This is a genomic window from Streptomyces sp. NPDC051172 (genome assembly GCF_040682555.1).
In the GTDB taxonomy this organism is placed as follows: domain Bacteria; phylum Actinomycetota; class Actinomycetes; order Streptomycetales; family Streptomycetaceae; genus Streptomyces.
The window spans coordinates 19,776-36,129 of record NZ_JBFBBE010000041.1 but is presented as its reverse complement, the minus strand read 5'-3'; the positions used below and the strand labels follow the sequence as shown (position 1 = coordinate 36,129).

16 protein-coding genes and 2 pseudogenes are annotated in these 16,354 nt (G+C 71.6%); 10 read left to right on the top strand and 8 right to left on the bottom strand.

Annotation, left to right across the window (positions count from 1 at the left end; translation table 11 throughout):
* Window positions 1-75: 75 nt before the first annotated feature.
* From AB0N07_RS24440 to AB0N07_RS24430, 3 genes and pseudogenes are all read left to right on the top strand, one after another.
* Entirely contained in the window at window positions 76-450 is a 375-nt protein-coding gene (locus AB0N07_RS24440; protein WP_365838382.1) for a hypothetical protein, read from the top strand.
* A 58-nt stretch (window positions 451-508) separates the two neighbouring features.
* The gene (locus AB0N07_RS24435) at window positions 509-1,075 is read left to right on the top strand and encodes an antibiotic biosynthesis monooxygenase (protein WP_365838380.1); all 567 of its coding nucleotides are present in this window, start codon (window positions 509-511) and stop codon (window positions 1,073-1,075) included.
* A gap of 202 nt (window positions 1,076-1,277) precedes the next feature.
* Window positions 1,278-3,566: pseudogene (locus AB0N07_RS24430) on the top strand (SpoIIE family protein phosphatase).
* Window positions 3,567-3,585: 19 nt separating this feature from the next.
* On the opposite strand, the gene AB0N07_RS24425 reads toward AB0N07_RS24430, so the two are convergent.
* A complete protein-coding gene (locus AB0N07_RS24425) occupies window positions 3,586-4,263 on the bottom strand; it encodes a peptidoglycan-binding domain-containing protein (protein WP_365838378.1) in 678 nt (225 codons plus the stop codon).
* Window positions 4,264-4,457: 194 nt separating this feature from the next.
* Between AB0N07_RS24425 and AB0N07_RS24420 the strand changes: the two genes are divergently transcribed.
* Complete coding sequence (locus AB0N07_RS24420) at window positions 4,458-5,123, top strand: TetR family transcriptional regulator (protein ID WP_365838463.1); 666 nt, start codon at window positions 4,458-4,460, stop codon at window positions 5,121-5,123.
* Between the two features lie 154 nt (window positions 5,124-5,277).
* Window positions 5,278-5,691, top strand: coding sequence for a zinc ribbon domain-containing protein (locus AB0N07_RS24415; RefSeq protein WP_365838376.1), 414 nt, complete (start codon window positions 5,278-5,280; stop codon window positions 5,689-5,691).
* A 7-nt stretch (window positions 5,692-5,698) separates the two neighbouring features.
* Here AB0N07_RS24415 and AB0N07_RS24410 read toward each other — a convergent pair whose 3' ends face one another.
* Entirely contained in the window at window positions 5,699-7,045 is a 1,347-nt protein-coding gene (locus AB0N07_RS24410; RefSeq protein WP_365838374.1) for a Gfo/Idh/MocA family oxidoreductase, read from the bottom strand.
* Between the two features lie 99 nt (window positions 7,046-7,144).
* On the opposite strand from AB0N07_RS24410, the gene AB0N07_RS24405 reads away from it, so the two are divergent.
* Window positions 7,145-7,303 carry a hypothetical protein gene (locus AB0N07_RS24405; RefSeq protein ID WP_365838372.1) on the top strand — a complete coding sequence of 53 codons (159 nt, stop codon included), beginning with the start codon at window positions 7,145-7,147 and terminating at the stop codon, window positions 7,301-7,303.
* Between the two features lie 62 nt (window positions 7,304-7,365).
* Here the strand turns inward: AB0N07_RS24405 and AB0N07_RS24400 are convergent, their stop codons facing one another.
* The 3 genes from AB0N07_RS24400 to AB0N07_RS24390 are packed head-to-tail and all read right to left on the bottom strand — an operon-like array spanning window position 7,366 to window position 9,789.
* Window positions 7,366-7,752, bottom strand: coding sequence for a PPOX class F420-dependent oxidoreductase (locus AB0N07_RS24400; RefSeq protein ID WP_365838370.1), 387 nt, complete (start codon window positions 7,750-7,752; stop codon window positions 7,366-7,368).
* A gap of 60 nt (window positions 7,753-7,812) precedes the next feature.
* Window positions 7,813-8,556 carry a type 1 glutamine amidotransferase domain-containing protein gene (locus AB0N07_RS24395; protein ID WP_365838368.1) on the bottom strand — a complete coding sequence of 248 codons (744 nt, stop codon included), beginning with the start codon at window positions 8,554-8,556 and terminating at the stop codon, window positions 7,813-7,815.
* Between the two features lie 54 nt (window positions 8,557-8,610).
* Window positions 8,611-9,789, bottom strand: a complete 1,179-nt coding sequence (locus AB0N07_RS24390; protein ID WP_365838366.1) for a MalY/PatB family protein — start codon at window positions 9,787-9,789, stop codon at window positions 8,611-8,613.
* Window positions 9,790-9,948: 159 nt separating this feature from the next.
* Here AB0N07_RS24390 and AB0N07_RS24385 point away from each other — a divergent pair, with 159 nt between their 5' ends.
* Window positions 9,949-10,776: an SAM-dependent methyltransferase gene (locus tag AB0N07_RS24385; RefSeq protein WP_365838364.1), complete on the top strand. Its 828-nt coding sequence runs from the start codon at window positions 9,949-9,951 to the stop codon at window positions 10,774-10,776.
* Between the two features lie 148 nt (window positions 10,777-10,924).
* Window positions 10,925-12,274 carry a S1 family peptidase gene (locus AB0N07_RS24380; RefSeq protein ID WP_365838362.1) on the top strand — a complete coding sequence of 450 codons (1,350 nt, stop codon included), beginning with the start codon at window positions 10,925-10,927 and terminating at the stop codon, window positions 12,272-12,274.
* Between the two features lie 58 nt (window positions 12,275-12,332).
* On the opposite strand, the gene AB0N07_RS24375 is transcribed toward AB0N07_RS24380, so the two are convergent.
* The 3 genes from AB0N07_RS24375 to AB0N07_RS24365 form a co-directional block, all read right to left on the bottom strand.
* A complete protein-coding gene (locus tag AB0N07_RS24375; RefSeq protein ID WP_365838360.1) occupies window positions 12,333-13,160 on the bottom strand; it encodes an EamA family transporter in 828 nt (275 codons plus the stop codon).
* Window positions 13,161-13,222: 62 nt separating this feature from the next.
* Window positions 13,223-13,408 carry a hypothetical protein gene (locus tag AB0N07_RS24370; protein ID WP_030937893.1) on the bottom strand — a complete coding sequence of 62 codons (186 nt, stop codon included), beginning with the start codon at window positions 13,406-13,408 and terminating at the stop codon, window positions 13,223-13,225.
* A gap of 99 nt (window positions 13,409-13,507) precedes the next feature.
* Complete coding sequence (locus AB0N07_RS24365) at window positions 13,508-14,668, bottom strand: ROK family transcriptional regulator (RefSeq protein ID WP_365838357.1); 1,161 nt, start codon at window positions 14,666-14,668, stop codon at window positions 13,508-13,510.
* A 236-nt stretch (window positions 14,669-14,904) separates the two neighbouring features.
* Here AB0N07_RS24365 and AB0N07_RS24360 point away from each other — a divergent pair.
* Window positions 14,905-15,087: pseudogene (locus AB0N07_RS24360) on the top strand (sugar ABC transporter substrate-binding protein); the annotation flags it as partial.
* 59 nt (window positions 15,088-15,146) lie between these two features.
* Window positions 15,147-16,346: a Gfo/Idh/MocA family oxidoreductase gene (locus tag AB0N07_RS24355; protein ID WP_365838355.1), complete on the top strand. Its 1,200-nt coding sequence runs from the start codon at window positions 15,147-15,149 to the stop codon at window positions 16,344-16,346.
* Window positions 16,347-16,354 lie beyond the last annotated feature (8 nt).

Sequence of the window (16,354 nt, the reverse complement as noted above, 5' to 3'; positions counted from 1 at the left end):
CCCCGGTCATCCCCTAGACCGGGGCCGCCCGCCCACGTCGGACCACCCCCACACGACGCCGCACACCCGGAAGCGATGATCATGCAACTGACGACCACGCGCATCAGCCCGGACTGGCCGTGCCAGGTCAAGACGCCCGGCTCCTACGACTGGGAGCGCTCGGCAGCCAAGTGGCTGCGCGAACTGGTGCCGGCCCGCTACGGCAGCTACCCGGCCCTGATGCGCCACCCCGTGCTGCTGGCCCGCCATGCGCAGATCCAGGTCCAGCACGAGATCCGCGTCGCGCGCACCGCACTGCAGACCGCACGCGCCGATCTGCCCGCGCTGGGCCTGCCCGAGTCTGTCATCGAGCACACGATCAAGCTGTATGCGGCGGAGGTACTGCAGCTGCAGCACATCGCGCGCAGCGTCCGGGCGGTCACCCAGGCCCTGATCGACTCCGGACGCTGACGGCGGCGGCCGGGCCTGAACGGCATGATTCGCGCCACGCGTGGCACCCGTGGTGAGCATGAGCACCACGCAGTTGCGCAGGCGCGAACCGGTCACCACGGTGCTGACCTGGCAGGTGCGTCCCGGCCGGGAAACGGAGTTCGAGAAGTGGACCCGCGGGATCACCCGTTGCGCCAGTCGGTTCCCCGGCAACGAAGGCGTCTCCTGGCTGCGTCCCGAGGGTGGCCCCCGGTATCACGCGGTGCTGCGCTGGTCCGATCCGCAGCGGCTGGCGCAGTGGCTGGAGTCCGCTGAACGGGCCGAGTGGCATGCGCGGCTCGAGGGGATCGCCACGGAGGTGGGCGAGGAGCGGCAGTCGACCACCGGGATGGAGACCTGGTTCAGCCTGCCGGGCACCACGGCACAGTCCCCGCCCCGCTGGAAGATGGTGCTGACCACGTTCCTCGGCGCCTATCCGTTCACCCTGCTCATCCAGTGGCTGGTGACGCCCCGCACCACGGCCTGGCCCCTGCCGCTCAGGGCGGCTGTGTTCCCCTGCGTGCTACTGCCGCTGCTGACCTATCTGATCATGCCGCTGCTCAGCCGGTTGTTCCGGTTGTGGCTGTACCCGCCGCCGGACGACTGACGGGCCGGGCGGACCCGGCGTCCACTTCGACACGTCGGCTCTTCTCCTTTCGAGTGAAGCCAGGGCCGGATGGACCACGATCGAACCCGCCCTGTTGTGCGATGCTCGACGCGTGACGAGTAAGCCCGCCACTCCGGCGGAGTCCAGCACCGCGGCCGACACCGTCGCGCTGGCCCAGGTCGTCGCCAGGCAGCGCGCCGAGATGGACCGACTGCGCCATCTGGCGGCCATGTCGGCTGTCCTGGAGCAGGCCAAGGGTGTGGTCATGGCACTGACCGGCTACTCCCCCGGCGCCGCGGAGAAGGAGCTGCAGCGACGGGCCGCAGCCGCCGGCCGTACCGTGCTGGAGGAGTGCTGGATCACCCTCGGCAGCCTGCCGCCGCCGGGCGGTGCCGCCCCCGTCCCGGAGCCCGCCGTCCTGACCGAGTCCGCCGTGCCGCCCTCGCGGGACGCGTCCGCGAACTGGGGTTCCGCGGCGCTCGGCGCTCTCGGCAGGGAGCTCGTCCGTGTCACCACACCGCAGGACCTCGCCTCCTGCCTGCTGGAGCGGCTCGCCCCCGAGGTGGGCGCCGACGCGGTCATGATCTATGCGCGACGGGCCGCCGGAGGTCTCGAACTGGTAGGCCACGCCGGCATCGACGCCACCCTCGCCGCCCAGTGACAGCAGATCCCACCGCTGAACCGGGTCCCCGCCCTCGATGCCCTGCGGGCGGGCGAGCCGCGCTGGCTGGAGGACGCCGCCGCGGACCGCAGACGTTACGTGCTGATCGGGGACCCGTCCGACCGCTGGCGTTCCCGCGCCTGGCTGCCCGTGCCCACCGGTGCCTCACCGAGTGTCTGCATCGGGATCCTGCGCACCCGCAGCAGGCCGTTCAGTGCGAGCGAGCGGGCTCATCTGCAGGCCGCCGCCCGGCTGTGCGCCGGGCGTCTGCGGGACTTCTCCACCGGTCCGCAGGCCGCCGTCGACGCCACCGAAACCGTGCAGGCCATGCAGGCCGTCTTCGAAGCGCTGCCCGGCCCTGCCATGCTGCTCACCCCGCTGCCCGGCGTCTCGGGCGTGATCGACGACTACCGCATCGACGCCGCCACCGCGCAGGCCGGCGACGTGGTCGGCGGCGCCGGGCCCGAGCTGGTCGGCCGGCGGTTCCGGGAGGCCTGTCCGGCCCTGGCGGGCGAGCCGCTGTGGCAGGGGCTGCGCAGCGCGCTGGCCACCGGAAAGCCGTACGAGAGCGCGCCGTTCGCACACCAGGAGGTCGTGGACGGTGTCGCGGAGCTGTCCACCTACACGGTGCGGGCGGCCCGGCTGGGCGACGGCCTCATCGTGACGTGGGTGCGGCACGGCTCCTCGGACCGCCAGGAACAGCGCCTCGCGGACGTGCAGCGGCTGGGGAGCCTCGGCTGGGCGAGCTGGAGCCTGGTCACGCAGGAGGCCATCTGGTCCTCGCGGGTCTTCGAGCTCCTCGGCCGCGCCCCCTGCGAAGGTCCCGTCGGCCTCACCGACCTGCCCGGCCTGGCCCTGCCCGAGGACGCGCCCGCGCTGGCCCGTGCCATCGGCGAACTCCTGGGCACCGGCCGCCCCTTCGACGTCCCGTTCCGCATCAGGACGGCGGACGGGCTACGGCATCTGCGGGCCGTCGCCGAGGCCGTGCCGGACGCCGCCGGCAGGCCCGTCGAGGTGCACGGCGTCGTGCAGGACCTCACCGCGCAGCGCAGCGCGGAGCTCGCCCTCGTCGAGAGCGAGCGGGCCGTCCTCACCCAGCACGACGTGCTGCGCGCCGAGCGGACACTGGCCGGCCGGCTGCAGCACGCCCTGCTCCCTCTGCCCACCCGGCCCGTGCGCCTGGCGGGGCTGCGCGTCGAAGTCGCCTATCTGCCCGCCCAGTCGGGCACCCACGTCGGCGGCGACTGGTTCAGCGCCATCGAACTGCCCGACGGGGACGCCCTCTTCGTCGTCGGCGACGTGGCCGGCCACGGCATCGACGCGGTCGCGACGATGGCCCAGCTCCGCTTCACCGCCAAGGGCATGGTCATCACCGGGTCCTCGCTGACAGGAGCGCTCGCCCGACTCAACGCGCTGCTGCTGCACTCCCGCGGGCCCCACAGCACCGCGACCATGGTCCTCGCCCGCTACGCCCCCGCCGAGCGCCGGCTGATCTGGGCGCAGGCCGGCCACCCGCCACCCCTGCTGCTGCGCGACGGCCAGGCGCACTTTCTCGACCGCCCCAGCGGCATCCTGCTCGGCGCGAGCACGACGCCGGACTTCGCGGAGGCGGAGTTGCCCCTCGCACCCGGCGACCGCGTCCTCCTGTACACGGACGGACTGGTCGAGCGGCCCGCGGAGGACCTCGACCGAGGCCTGAAACGGCTCTCCGAGGCCGTCCTCAGCCACGAGCCCGGCTCCTTGGTGCCCATGCTCGCCGCCATGCTGGAGGGTGAGCGGCGGGACGACGTCTGTGTGCTCGACATCCGGGTGCCGGCGGATCCGCAGTAGTCGGCGGGGCCCCGCGATGTCAGCCGTTGCCCGGGGCCGTCCGGGACTCCAGCGCGGCCCGGGTGTCGTTGCCGTAGACGCCGGTCTCGTCGCCCCGGATGCCGTACCAGAGCTGGAAGCGGGCCACCGCGGCCTTGAGGGTGGCGTCGTAGGTGCCGCCGGTGGATCCGCCCGCGTAGACGTCCGGGATGCGCAGCAGGCGTTCCTGAAGATCGGTCACGGCGGGGCCGCTGTCGCCCTCGCGCAGGGTGCCCGCGCCGTCGGGGTCCGACGCGGCGGAGGCGGAGGCGGAGGCGGTCGCGGTCGCGGTCGGCTCGGCGGACGCGGTGGGGCGGGGTTCCTGTACTGCGGCGGCATCGTTCCTGTCGTGCAGCAGCAGGGCGCCCGCGAAGCCGACGAGGGCGGCCGCGGCGACGGCGATCGTGACGGCGGCGCGGCGCAGTCCCGGCCCGAATCCGAGACGGCCGCCGCCGCGCGGTGCGCTGCCGTGCCCGGTGCGCACGGGCGGGAGTTCCTGTGTCTCGCCCTCGTCCCACGACTGCGGGTCCGGCACGGCGACGGGCTCGAGATCGCCGGTGCCCTGCTCCATCTCCTTGAACAGCTCCGCCAAAGCGTCGGTGCGGCGCGGGCGCAGGACCCGGATGGGCTCCAGCGGCAAACGGTCCTGCGGTGACCCGGATGCGGGCGGTATGGGCACTGCGCTCTCCTTCCGTCCCCGTTGCGGGGCCTTCGCCGTGCCCCGGGAATGGATACGCGCCCCGCGCCGCGAGAGTTCAGCAGCCCCGCACGAGGACACTCGGTTCCCTTCGGCAGCGCACTGAGTGCCATCCGTGCCGTCCGGATGCTACGTTCCCGTTCATGAAGACGGAGCCGACGGCCACGCGGCCACCCATGCGGGACGCCCTGGTCGCGGCGGCCTTCCACCTGTTCCTCGAGCGGGGATACGAGCAGACCACGGTGGACGACATCGTGGCGCTCGCCGGCGTCGGACGGCGGTCGTTCTTCCGCTACTTCCCCTCCAAGGAGGACGTGGTCTTCCCCGACCACGAGCGGTGCCTGGCCGAGATGACGGCGTTCCTCGCCGACAGCGGCGACGAGGACGAACCGGTGCAGCGGGTCTGTGACGCGGTGCGGATCGTGCTGCGCATGTACACCGAGAACCCGACCTTCTCCGTGCAGCGCTACCGCCTGACCAAGAAGGTGCCGGGACTGCGCGCGTACGAACTCTCGGTGGTGTGGCGCTACGAGCGCGCCTTCGCCGACCATCTGCGCGGCCGCCTCGCGGGCCGCCCGGACGGGACGCTGCAGGCCGACGTGATCGCGGCGGCGGTGGCGGCGGCGCACAACAACGCGCTGCGCTCCTGGCTGCGCTCGGACGGGCAGGGGGACGCGAGCGCCGCTCTCGACCACGCGCTGGGGTACGTACAGCAGGCCTTCGCCACTCCCCCGGCGCACGACGACGAGGAACCCGAGGACGTGGTGGTGGTCGTCTCCCGGCGTGGCGCACCGTTGTGGCGGGTGGTCCAGGAGATCGAGAGCGCTCTGGAACAGGACTGACCGGAGCCGCACATTGAGGGTACGCAGTGTCTTTACGTATGACACTCAGTGCCATACATTGATGGCGTGCACGGTGGCACGGCGACCGGGCACGTGCGTGCACGGTTGACCCGCGCACGCGGGATTCCGGGCCGAGCGCAGGGAGTTGACCAGCGTGTACCACCACTCAGGAAACGTTGCTCGTCAGGCGGCCGGCTCCGCGGCAGGCGTGCTCGATCCCCAGGCGCCCGATGCGGACACCATCCTCTTCCAGCGCTGCACCTGGTGCGGCACCGCCATGTACCACCGACTGCTGTGTCCGGTCTGCCAGGGTGGCGACCTGCGCACGGAGCGCAGCGAGGGCGTGGGCACGGTCCGCCATGCCACGATCGTGCACCGCAACACCCCCGCCGCGCGCAATGTGTCGCTCGTGGAGATGGCCGAGGGCTTCGTCGTGCGCGGCAGGGTCATGGGCCCGCTGATCGGCATCCACAGCGGTGACCGGGTGCGGCTGTCGACGGCCAAGGACCCGGTCCGCGGCGAGCCGGTCTTCCAGCTGGTCGACGAGCCCTACCGCGCCTGGTCCTGACGCCCCCTCAGTTCTGCCACACCCCGGGGACCAGGTCCCGCACGGCCACGGGCCGTCCCGTCTCGAAGCACCGGTTGGCCGCGAGCCCCACGGCCAGAGCGAGGGCTCCGTCGCGCTGGGTGGCGGTGGGATGCGCCGCCGCCGCGCCCTGATCCGGCGCACCAGGGCCCAGCGGTCCGAAGAGCGCGTCGAGCATACGGGGATCTCCCCCGCCGTGGGCCTCCTGGGCGGCGTCGAGCGGCACCTCGACCGGCGGCCGCCACAGCGGGCGCCAGGTGAGCCGTGCCCCACCCGCGTGCTCGGCGGCCGTGTCTCCGTGCAGCGCGCCGCTGTTTGAGGCGACCGGGGTGCTGGGGTGCGCCCAGCGGCTCTCCTCGACCTCCAGCTCCAGGCGGCCGGCGCTGCCGTTGAACATGACGCGGTAGCCCTCCCACGGGGAGTAGGCGGTGAGGTGGTAGGTCATCGTCGCCCCGCGCGCGTAACGGACGAGAACCGCCATGTCGTCCTCGATGGTGACCGGTCCGCCGAAGACGTTGCGGTCACGGAGGTAACCGTCGTCCCCCTCTGCCTCCAGATACAGGGCGCGCAGGGTGTCGTTGCCGGCCAGGTCCAGCGCGAAGGGGTCGTCGTCGGCCTCGGCGGCCCCGTGGGCGCGGTCGTAGTCCCGGCGCAGTCCGTGGCGTTCGCCCGCCTCCGGGCCGTAGAAGCCGAGCCGGCCGTAGCCGAAGACCTCGTGCGGCTCGTCGGCGAGCCACCAGTTGACCAGGTCGAAGTGGTGGCTCGACTTGTGCACCATCAGACCGCCGCTGCGGTGCTTCTCGCGGTGCCAGCGGCGGAAGTAGTCGGCGCCGTGCCGTACGTCGAGGACCCACTCGAAGTGCACGGACAGGATCTCGCCGATCGCGCCGTCGGCGAGCAGCGCCCGCACCTTCTCGTGCACCGGGTTGAAGCGGTAGTTGAAGGCGACGGTGAGGGTGTTGCCGGTCTCCCGCACAGCGTCGAGGATGCGCGCGCAGCGGTCCGCGTCGACGGTCATCGGCTTCTCGGTGACGACACGGCAGCCCGCCTGCAGCGCCGGCACGATGTAGTGGTCGTGTGCGGCGTCGACGGTGGTGACGACGACCTCGTCGATGGCCTCCTTGGCGAGCATGTCGGTGAAGCGGTCCGGTTCCCACTCGGTGGCTGCGGGTTCCCCGGCGGCGGTCAGCGCCCGGTTGTGGAAGGCCATCCGGGTCGGGCTCGGGTCGCACAGGGCTGCCACGCGGTGGTCGGGGCGGGCGGCGAGTCCCCGCACGAAGGTCTGGGCGCGGTGGCCGGTGCCGACGACGGCGGCGCGCAACGGTGTTCGGCTCATTGGGGGGTCCTGTCCCGCAGGCCCGGCGCCCATGCCTGGTCACCGGGGCCGGCCTGATGTCCCCTGTCTCAGGTCAAGTACCTCTACCTGGGGGCGGACGTGCCCAAGGGGAAGCTGAGTGCGCAGGCGTCCCTGCCGACGGTCAAGGACCGGGTGACGAAGCCGGCCGAGTCCGTGCGCTTCCAGCTGCCGAACGACAACGGTGATCCGCAGCCCGGCGGTCCGGCGCCGACCGGCACGGTGCTGGACGGCTCGTAGATCACGGTTCGCCCTCGTGACGGCCGTGTGGTCCTCCAGGGGACCACACGGCCGTACGCGTCTCAGGGCTTCAGCGTCACGCGGATGCCGACGGTGCCCTTCAGTCCCCGGCGCAGCCGGCTGCCCAGCAGGGTGAGGCGGCCGACGATGGCGTACTTGCGGGCGATGAGCCCGCGGTAGCGGGCCACGGTCGCCTCGTCGCCGATCTCCGCGGTGGCCGGGAGCTGCGCGCCGGTGGGGTTGCCGCGCAGGTCGCAGGGGCCGACGAGGATGTCGCCGCGAGCACGGATCCGCTTCACCTTCCAGGAGTCGGCCGCCGTCCACACCCCGAGCGTGTCACCGTCCCGCACCACCCACACCGGGGTGGCGACCGGCGTACCGTTCTTGCGGTAGCTGGTGACCAGCACGTACTTCCCCGCCCCGAGCCGCTCCAGCGCCGTGTCGTCCATACCGAAAAGTCTAAGCAGGGTGCGCAAGGTCAGCTGCCGGTTCGGGAGCGCCAGGACAGCTCACCCGAGGAGCTGGAGAAACCGGCGCGCGAAAAGATACGCATCCCCCGGCCACCGCGCGGACAGATAAGTGCCGTCCTGCACGACAAAGGCGTAGGTGTCGTCGTCCGCAGCACCGCGCCGAGTCAGCACCCGAGGGCCACGCTCGAACTGGGCAGCCGGCTCGGCGAGAGCAGAGCGCACCTCGTCCTCCACATATGCCGGGTACGTGCGGTAGTACCGCCCGAGCCGCCACGCAGTGGCCAGGTAGGCGGTGCGCTCCATGTACTTGGGCAGACACGTCGTGCGACGGTCGGCGAGGACACTGCGTCCCGTACCGGGATCCTGGGTACGGGCCAGCACGAGCACCCCGTGACAGATCGCACCGACCGGCCGCTCCAGCGTCCAGAACCGGGCGACCTGCTCTTGCAGCGAGGCCGAGCCGAGGTACTGCCGCATGCCGGGCGCGTGTCCGCCCGGCAGCAGCAGTCCGTCGTACTCGGTGACGTTCACGTCGGCCCAGGCGGCCGTGGCGGTGAACTCCGGTGCCGCGGTGAGCTGTTCGTAGAACCGCTTGGGTTCGCCCTCCGCGCCGAGCTGCCCGAAGAGGACGCCCGTGAGCAGCCGTGGATCGGCCGCGGGCCGGGTCCCGGCGCGCTCGGTGGCGAAGACGACCTCGTGCCCGGCGTCGGTGAGCAGGCGCCAGGGCACGGCGACCTCGGTGACGTCGAAGTCCTGGTCGGGGAGGGGGATCAGCACGCGCATGGGGCCATCATGCAGAGGTGTCACGTGTCCATGACACCCCCACCGGATGTTGGTTCAGGCAAGTGCCGCCGCCATCCGCCGGACACCCTCCGTGATCACCTCGGGCGAGGTCGCCAGGTTCAGGCGTACGTGCCCCCTCCCGCCGGTGCCGAAGGGGATCCCCGAGTTCAGGGCCACCCTCCCCCGTTCCAGGAACGCCTGCGCCGGATCCTCACCGAGGCCGAGGCCACGGCAGTCGAGCCAGGCCAGGTAGGTGGCCTCGCCCGGACGGTAGGAGAGGGCGGGGAGGTGTTCGGCGAGCAGGTCGGTGAGCAGGCGCCGGTTGTCGTCGAGGCCGGTGAGCAGCGCGTCCAGCCAGGCGGTGCCCTCGGTCAGGGCGGCCGTGTGGGCGATGACGCCCACGTGGCTGGGGCCGTGTCCGACCTCCTCGGGCAGACGGGCGAGGTCGGCGGCGGCCGCGGGTCCGGCGATCGCCAGCGCGGCCTTCAGTCCTGCCAGGTTCCACGCCTTCGACGCGGACATGAGGGACAGGCCGCTCTCCCCGCCGGGAACGCTCAGGTACGGCACGAAGTCGGCGCCCGAGAAGGTCAGCGGGGCGTGGATCTCGTCGGCGACCACGCGGACGCCGTACCGGTCGGCGAGGGCGGCCACGGCGGCCAGCTCCCCGGCGGTGTGCACGGTGCCGGTCGGGTTGTGCGGGCTGCACAGCAGGTAGGCGGCCCGGCGTCCGCCGGCGACCGCCTGCCGGAAGGCCTCTTCCAGGGCGTCGAAGTCGATGCGCAGATCAACCCCGAGGGGAGCCTCCCGCACCTGCCGGTCCATGTGCTCGATGAACTGGTAGAAGGGCGGATACACGGGCGAGTTGACGACCACCGGGTCCCCGTGCCCGGTGACCAGCTTGAGCATCTCGACGGCGCCGAGCATGACGTCGGGCACGATCGCGGTGCGCTCCACGGCGAGGCCGTCCCATCCCCAGCGCTTCTCGGCGAACCCGGCGAGGGCCTCGGCGTAGGCGGTGCCCGCCGGGTAGCCGGTGTCCCCGAGCGCGAGCGCCTCGGTGACCGCGCGGACGACGGGTTCGGCGAGGGGCACGTCCATCTCGGCCACCCACAGCGGCAGCACGTCGGCCGGGTAGGTGCGCCATTTCATGCTCGTACGACATCGCAGGCTCTCGAGTGAGAGTGCGCGCAGAGGGTTCGGTTCACCGGACGCGGCATGTGGGGTGCTGGTCATGGGGCACAAGATAGGGGCTGCGGTCCGGCCTGGCACGACCCGAAAGCGCCTGCGCAGAAAAGATCCGCACCGCGCTCTCGGCAGATATCAATATGGCCGTCTAGATTGCCGTTTGACGTCGTACACAGCGCACCATCAGGCACTCCAGGAGCGGAGCCCGTGACGGAGAACCCGGCAGCCACCGAAGATCCCGCCGCGGCGCTGCGCAGCCGCATCGACACGCTGCGCCCGCACACGGCCCGGATCTGGAACTACTGGCTGGGCGGCGACTACTACGAGGGCGACCGCATCGCCGGCGACCGCATCCGCGAACTCCATCCGGCCATCGGCGAGTACGCCCGCGCGGACCGCCTCTTCCTGGGCCGTGCCGTAGGTCATCTGATGGCGGAGGCGGGGATCCGGCAGTTCCTCGACATAGGCACCGGCCTGCCCACCTCCGACAACACCCACGAGGTCGCCCAGCGTCTCGCCCCCGATGCGCGGATCGTCTACGTCGACAACGACCCGGTCGTCCTGGCACACGCCCGCGCCCTGCTCACCAGCTCGCCCGAGGGCCGCACGGACCATCTGGACGAGGACCTGCGCAATGTCGACTCGATCCTGGAGAGCGCCGCCGACACCCTGGACTTCACCCGGCCGGTGGCGCTGATGCTGCTCGGGGTGGTCATCTTCATCGGCGACGACGAGGACCCGTACGGCATGGTGCGGCGGCTCATGGACGCGCTGCCCTCCGGCAGCCATCTCGTCCTGTCCCACACCATCACGGGCCCCGAGCTGTCGGAGGTCGACGAGGCGGTCCGGTTCTGGAACGAGCACGGCGTCCCGGCGCTGACCCAGCGCACCCCCGAGGCCGTGGCCCGTTTCTTCGACGGTCTGGAGCTTCTGGAGCCGGGCGTGGTCTCCTGCTCGCGCTGGCGGCCCGAGCCGACGGACCCGGATGAACCGCAGGAAGTGGCCCTGTACGGCGGGGTGGGCCGCAAGCGGTGAGAAGATCGCCCGCGCGCTGAACGCGACCGTCCCCGGCCACGTATGGAGGGAGGGCGCTCAACGACCGGAGGGCCTCGCGGTGTTCGCGCCGCGCGTTCGGGTTCGGGAGCCATGCATGAGGCACGCACGACGACGGATCGTCCGGCGAGTGACGCGACTGGCGGCCGTCGGCGGACTCCTCCTGGGAGGAGCGATGGTGACGCAGGCCGCCATGGCGAGCTCGACTCCCGGTACCTCAGCCCTCCCGTTCAAGGCCTCGGGGACCTCGGACAACCCCGGCGCCGCGCTCGTGTCCAAGCTCGGCACCTCCCGTACGGCGGGCACCTGGATCGGCGCGGACGGCCGTCCGGTCGTCGCGGTGACCGACGGCGCGGCGGCGGCCGAGGTCAAGCGGGCGGGCGCCGAGGCCAAGATGGTGTCGCACAGCATGAACGAGCTCAAGGCGGCGACGTCGACGCTGCGTGCGGCCCCCCGGGTCGCGGGCACGGCGTGGGTCATGGACTACCGGACGAACCAGGTGGTGGTGCAGGCCGACAGCACCGTCTCGTCGACGGACTGGTCGAAGATGACCAAGGTCGCGGGAGGCATCGGCAGTTACGTCCGCATGGAGCGCACCCAGGGCACCTTCACCACCCGTCTCAACGGGGCGTCGCCCATCCTGTCCACCGGCGGGCGCTGCTCGGCGGGCTTCAACGTGACCAACGGGCAGAGCGACTTCATTCTCACCGCCGGGCACTGCGGGCCGACCGGGTCCGTCTGGTTCGCGGACAACCAGGGCAACCAGCAGCTGGGCAAGACCGTGCAGCAGAACTTTCCCGGCAGCGACTTCTCGCTGGTCCAGTACGCGAACGGCGCGGCGGGAGCCGGGGCCGACATCGTGGCCATCGGCAACGGCAACGGGGTGCGCATCACGGGGGTGGGCGATCCGGCCGTAGGGGAACGTGTCTTCCGCAGCGGCAGCACAAGCGGTCTGCACGACGGCGAGGTCAAGGGGCTCGACGCCACGGTCAACTACCCGGAGGGCACCGTCACCGGCCTCATCGAGACGAATGTGTGCGCCGAACCCGGAGACAGCGGCGGCCCGTTGTTCTCCGAGGGCATTGCGCTGGGCGTGACCTCGGGCGGCAGCGGTGACTGCACGTCGGGCGGTACGACGTTCTTCCAGCCGGTGACCAAGGCGATGCAGGCGCTCGGCGTGCAGCTGATCGTGTCGAAGCAGGCCGCCGCGGGGCAGGGCTCCTCGCCCTCCTCCGCGCCCTCGCCCGCGGCCACGCACAGCGCGATCGCACCCAACGCGGCCTCACCCGGGTCCTCGACTCCCGTGACGGGCATCGCGGACGGTTCGACGCTGCTGACCCGGCTCACGGACCCCAAGAACATCGGTCCCGGAATGCTGGTGATCGGAGGCAGCCTGCTCGCCCTGGTGGCCACCCGCTGGATCCGCGCCGAACAGGACCGCAAGGCGTACCGGCGCTACTACTCGGCCACGTGGGGGTGAGAGCCTGTGTCATGTCCCCGGCCGGGCCGGCCGGGGACATGACACAGGCTCTGACGGTTCAGCCGAGGGTCAGCAGGACCGTGGCGGCCGCGGCGCCCAGCAGTCCGGCCGTCTGCCGTCGGGTGACGCGTTCGTGCAGCAGGGCCAGGCCGAGGACGACGGGAAGTGCCGGGTAGAGGGAGGCGAGGACCACGACGACGGCGAGCAGCTGCCGCTGGGCGGCCAGCAGATAGAGGATCAGCCCGAGGGCGGCACCGGCGCCGACGAGGAGGGCCTGTGCGGTGAGGCGTCCCGGCAGCCGCAGCCGGTGCCGGGTCGCGGTGGGCAGCAGCAGGAGCACGGCAGCGACGCGGCCCGCGGCCACCGGCCACAGTCCGGCGGAGGGGCCGGCCAGGCCGAGTGCCACGTACTGCACGGCGACGCCTGCGCTCGCCAGCAGGCCGTCGCCCATCTGCCCGTCCGAGCCCCGGCCGCCGGCTCCCCCGCCGGCGACGAGCCAGAGCGCGGGGACGGTCACCGCGATGCCCGTCCAGGCCAGGGCGCCGGGGCGGTCGCCGAGGGCGAGCACCCCGCACAGCACGGACAGGGCGACGCCGGTCACCGCGCTGACGGGGACGACGACACTCATAGCGCCGCGGCTCAGTCCGCGGTTGAGGAAGTGCATGGCGGTGCCACTGCCGATGCCGGACAGGGCTCCCCAGAGCAGGTCGATGGGATGGACGGCGCCGGCCGGCACCAGGAGGGCGGCGATGCCCGCAAGGAGCAGGCCGCCCAGCTGACCGAAGAAGGTGATCGAGGTGAAGGGAGCGCGGCGGGACAGCAGTCCGCCGGCGAAGTCGACGATGCCGTAGCAGACGGCCGAGGCCAGTGCGAGGAGAGGTCCCATCCGATGTGGGGTGCCCCGGTCCGGGGCTGCGATGCGCGGTGGCGGGCCTCAGCAGGTGGTGCTCAGGCCGCCCGCGCCGGCTGCGGGGCGGCGGCGGCCCACTCCAGGACGAGGCGCTGGTACTCCTCGCGCTGCTCGCCGCTCAGTGTCCCGCCCGACCGGCGCCACAGGGCCCGGATCTCCTCGTTGACCTCGGCTGCCGAGCGCTCGGAGACGGGTTCAACAGTGGTGGACATGGTGTGAAGCATACGGCTCCGGAGGTGAAGGCGCTGTGAGTAAGGCGACATCAAGCGGGCATATCGGACGTGTTGCTGATCACGTCCATCTGACCCCGTGAGCCGCCGAGTTCAGGCTTCCGCCGCCCCCAGCACCAGCACCTGGATCGCCAGGACGGCCGCTCCGCGGGCCCAGTCGTGGAAGTCGGACACCTTGGTCTCCAGGGGGACCGGGCCGGCCATCGGATGCCGGTGGGCGGCGATCGTCTGTCGCACTGTGTCTCCGGCCACATCCATCAGGCCGACACCTTCGCCCGCCAGAAGGATCTTCTGCGGCATGACGAAGTTGGCGATCTGGGCGACCAGCGTGCCGAGGGCGCGGGCCGCCTCGTCGATGACGCGGGCGGGCATGGGTTCACCGGCGGCGGCGAGGGCGAGGATCTCCTCGTAGGTCCGGTCGCGGCCGGTGGCGGCCCGGACCTGGTAGCGGATGTTGGAGGTGGTCAGCAGTGAGACGGCGCTGCCGCGTTCGCCGTCGGGGGTGAGCGGCCCGTGGGGGTTGATGATCCAGTGGCGGCCGAACCCGCGGTCCTCCTCCGCACAGGAGACCCGTTTGCCGCCCAGGACCAGCCCGTAGCCGATGCCGGCGCCGATGGTGAGGACGACGAAGCGCTCCAGGCCCCGCCCGGCGCCGAACCAGGTCTCGGCCTCGACGAGGGCGGCGACGTCGTTCTCGACGACGACGGGCAGCCCGGTGCGTTCCTCGACCAGCCCGGCCAGCGGAACGTCCCGCCAGCGCAGGAACGGCGACTCCCCCACCACGGCCCGGTCCTCGACCAAGCCGCCCACACCGATTCCGATCCCGGCCAGTCGCGGATGAATGCGGGCGAGCTCGTCCGTCATCTCGGCGAGCACGTCGGCGACTTCGGCCGGGTCGTGAGTGGTGAGCGGGCGGTCGTAGCGGGCGACGATGTCGCTGCGGAGGGTGGTCACGACGCCGTAGACCATGTCCTCGGTGATCTTGAAGCCGGCGAAGGAGCGGGACTCGGCGACGACGGCCAGTGGCTGCGAGGGGCGCCCCTGGCGCACCTCCGCCGGTGCTCCGGCCTCGGCGACCTCGATCAGCAGGCCCGACTCGATCAGCGGTTTGGTCAGCCGGGTGAGGCTGCCCGCGGAGAGGTCGAGTCGCCGGGCGAGTTCGGTACGCGACAGCGGGCCGTTCACGAGCACCTCGATCGCCACCGAGCGCTCACCGGGGCTCAGCGGAAGCCAGCTGTCGGCAACTGTGGTCATGAAGGTCAGACTCCCGCATGATTTCTTTCGCTATGGAAGCAATCAGGTCAAGATAGCGCACCCGTCCTTGCGTGAAAAAGATGCGGGCACGCCCCTTGACGCATTGATTCTTTCGCGCCAAAAGTAAATGGCCTGAGGACGAGCCGCCGCAGACGAGGGAGTCTCCCGATGACCATCGCCTCCAGCAGCCCTCCGTCGCCCTGCCCGCGGGCGCCGACCCGGCCAACGCGCAGTGTTACGGCATCGTCTTCCCCGCCACACCCGACGGCACGAAGGCTGCGGTTGCCGCCTACCGGAAGAAGGGCATCGACGCCACCGCGCTCATGGCCCCCGCCGTGCAGGACGTCCATGGCAGCGGCAAGTCCGCCGACAACCTCGACCGGACCAACGACCAGATCAATCTGATCCTCTCGCAGTGATCTCCCGACCAGTGGTCTCTCCACCAGTGATCTCTCCATCAGTGAAGGGCACGCCTCACATGACGTTCTCGCTCGGCATCGTCGGTGCCGGCCAGTTCTCCGGCCAGTTCGCCACCCTCTTCCAAGCCCATCCCGGGGTCAGCGACGTCTACGTCACCGACCTCCTTCCCGAACGGGCCGAACAGCTCGCCGCCGCCCAGCAGTTGGCGGGCACCTTCCCCTCGTACCAGGCGATGCTGGAGTCGGAGGCCGTCGACGCGGTCGCCATCTTCACCCAGCGCTGGACCCACGGGCCGCTGGTCCTGCAGGGCCTGGGCGCCGGCAAGCACGTGTACTCCGCGGTCCCGATGGCGATAGCCACCGAGGAGATCGGCGCCATCATCGACGCGGTCAAGGCGACCGGTCTGACGTACATGATGGGCGAGACCAGCCAGTACAACCCGGCGACCGTGCACGCCCGCAACCAGATCGCCGAGGGCGCCTTCGGACGGATCTTCTACGCCGAGGGCGACTACGTCCACGACATGGACCTGGGGTTCTACGAGGCCTACCAGTACAGCGGCGGCGAGAACTGGAAGCAGACCGCCAGCTATCCTCCGCTGCTCTACCCCACGCACTCGGTGGGCGGGGTGCTCGGCGCCTGGCAGACGCACACGGTGAGCGTGTCGGCGATCGGAGTGGTCGACGAGCGCGGCGACGGCGTCTTCGACAAGGACGTCAGCCAGTTCGGCAACGACTTCTCCAACGCGACCGCGCTCTTCGAGGTGGCCGGCGGCGGGTCCTTCCGTACGAACGAGTTCCGGCGGGTCGGCTATCCCTCGCACATCCGGGAGTCGCGTTTCCGCTTCTTCGGGACCGAGGCGAGCATGGAGCAGCTCGCCACGGTGGCCCTGTGGCAGGACAAGAAGGGCGTGAAGGACATCAGTGAGCTGCTGGAGCCCAAGCCCACCCTGTCTCCTGACGACCCGTCACTCCAGCACATCGCGCCGGATCTGCGGGCCGCCTTCACCTCGGGTTCGGCGCCGGTGCACGACCGGGCGCGGCTGCCGCGGGAGTTCGACAACCTGCACAACGGGCACGAGGGCAGCCACCACTTCCTGGTCGACGACTTCGTGACCGCGGTGAACACGCGGTCGCTGCCGTCGGTGAACGCGTGGGTGGCCGCCCGCTACACCCTGCCGGGCATCGTCGCGCACGAGTCGGCGCGGCAGGGCGGGGTCAGGCTGGAGATCCCGGATTTCGGTGACGCCCCGCAGTAGGCGGGATG

Bases quoted from the DNA above. Each gene is read 5' to 3' on its own strand.
- AB0N07_RS24440 (WP_365838382.1), top strand. From the start codon at position 76: ATGATCATGCAACTGACGACCACGCGCATCAGCCCGGACTGGCCGTGC.
- AB0N07_RS24435 (WP_365838380.1), top strand. From the start codon at position 509: ATGAGCACCACGCAGTTGCGCAGGCGCGAACCGGTCACCACGGTGCTG.
- AB0N07_RS24420 (WP_365838463.1), top strand. From the start codon at position 4,458: ATGCGGGACGCCCTGGTCGCGGCGGCCTTCCACCTGTTCCTCGAGCGG.
- AB0N07_RS24410 (WP_365838374.1), bottom strand. From the start codon at position 7,045: ATGAGCCGAACACCGTTGCGCGCCGCCGTCGTCGGCACCGGCCACCGC.
- AB0N07_RS24400 (WP_365838370.1), bottom strand. From the start codon at position 7,752: ATGGACGACACGGCGCTGGAGCGGCTCGGGGCGGGGAAGTACGTGCTG.
- AB0N07_RS24395 (WP_365838368.1), bottom strand. From the start codon at position 8,556: ATGCGCGTGCTGATCCCCCTCCCCGACCAGGACTTCGACGTCACCGAG.
- AB0N07_RS24390 (WP_365838366.1), bottom strand. From the start codon at position 9,789: ATGACCAGCACCCCACATGCCGCGTCCGGTGAACCGAACCCTCTGCGC.
- AB0N07_RS24375 (WP_365838360.1), bottom strand. From the start codon at position 13,160: ATGGGACCTCTCCTCGCACTGGCCTCGGCCGTCTGCTACGGCATCGTC.
- AB0N07_RS24370 (WP_030937893.1), bottom strand. From the start codon at position 13,408: ATGCTTCACACCATGTCCACCACTGTTGAACCCGTCTCCGAGCGCTCG.
- AB0N07_RS24365 (WP_365838357.1), bottom strand. From the start codon at position 14,668: ATGACCACAGTTGCCGACAGCTGGCTTCCGCTGAGCCCCGGTGAGCGC.
- AB0N07_RS24355 (WP_365838355.1), top strand. From the start codon at position 15,147: ATGACGTTCTCGCTCGGCATCGTCGGTGCCGGCCAGTTCTCCGGCCAG.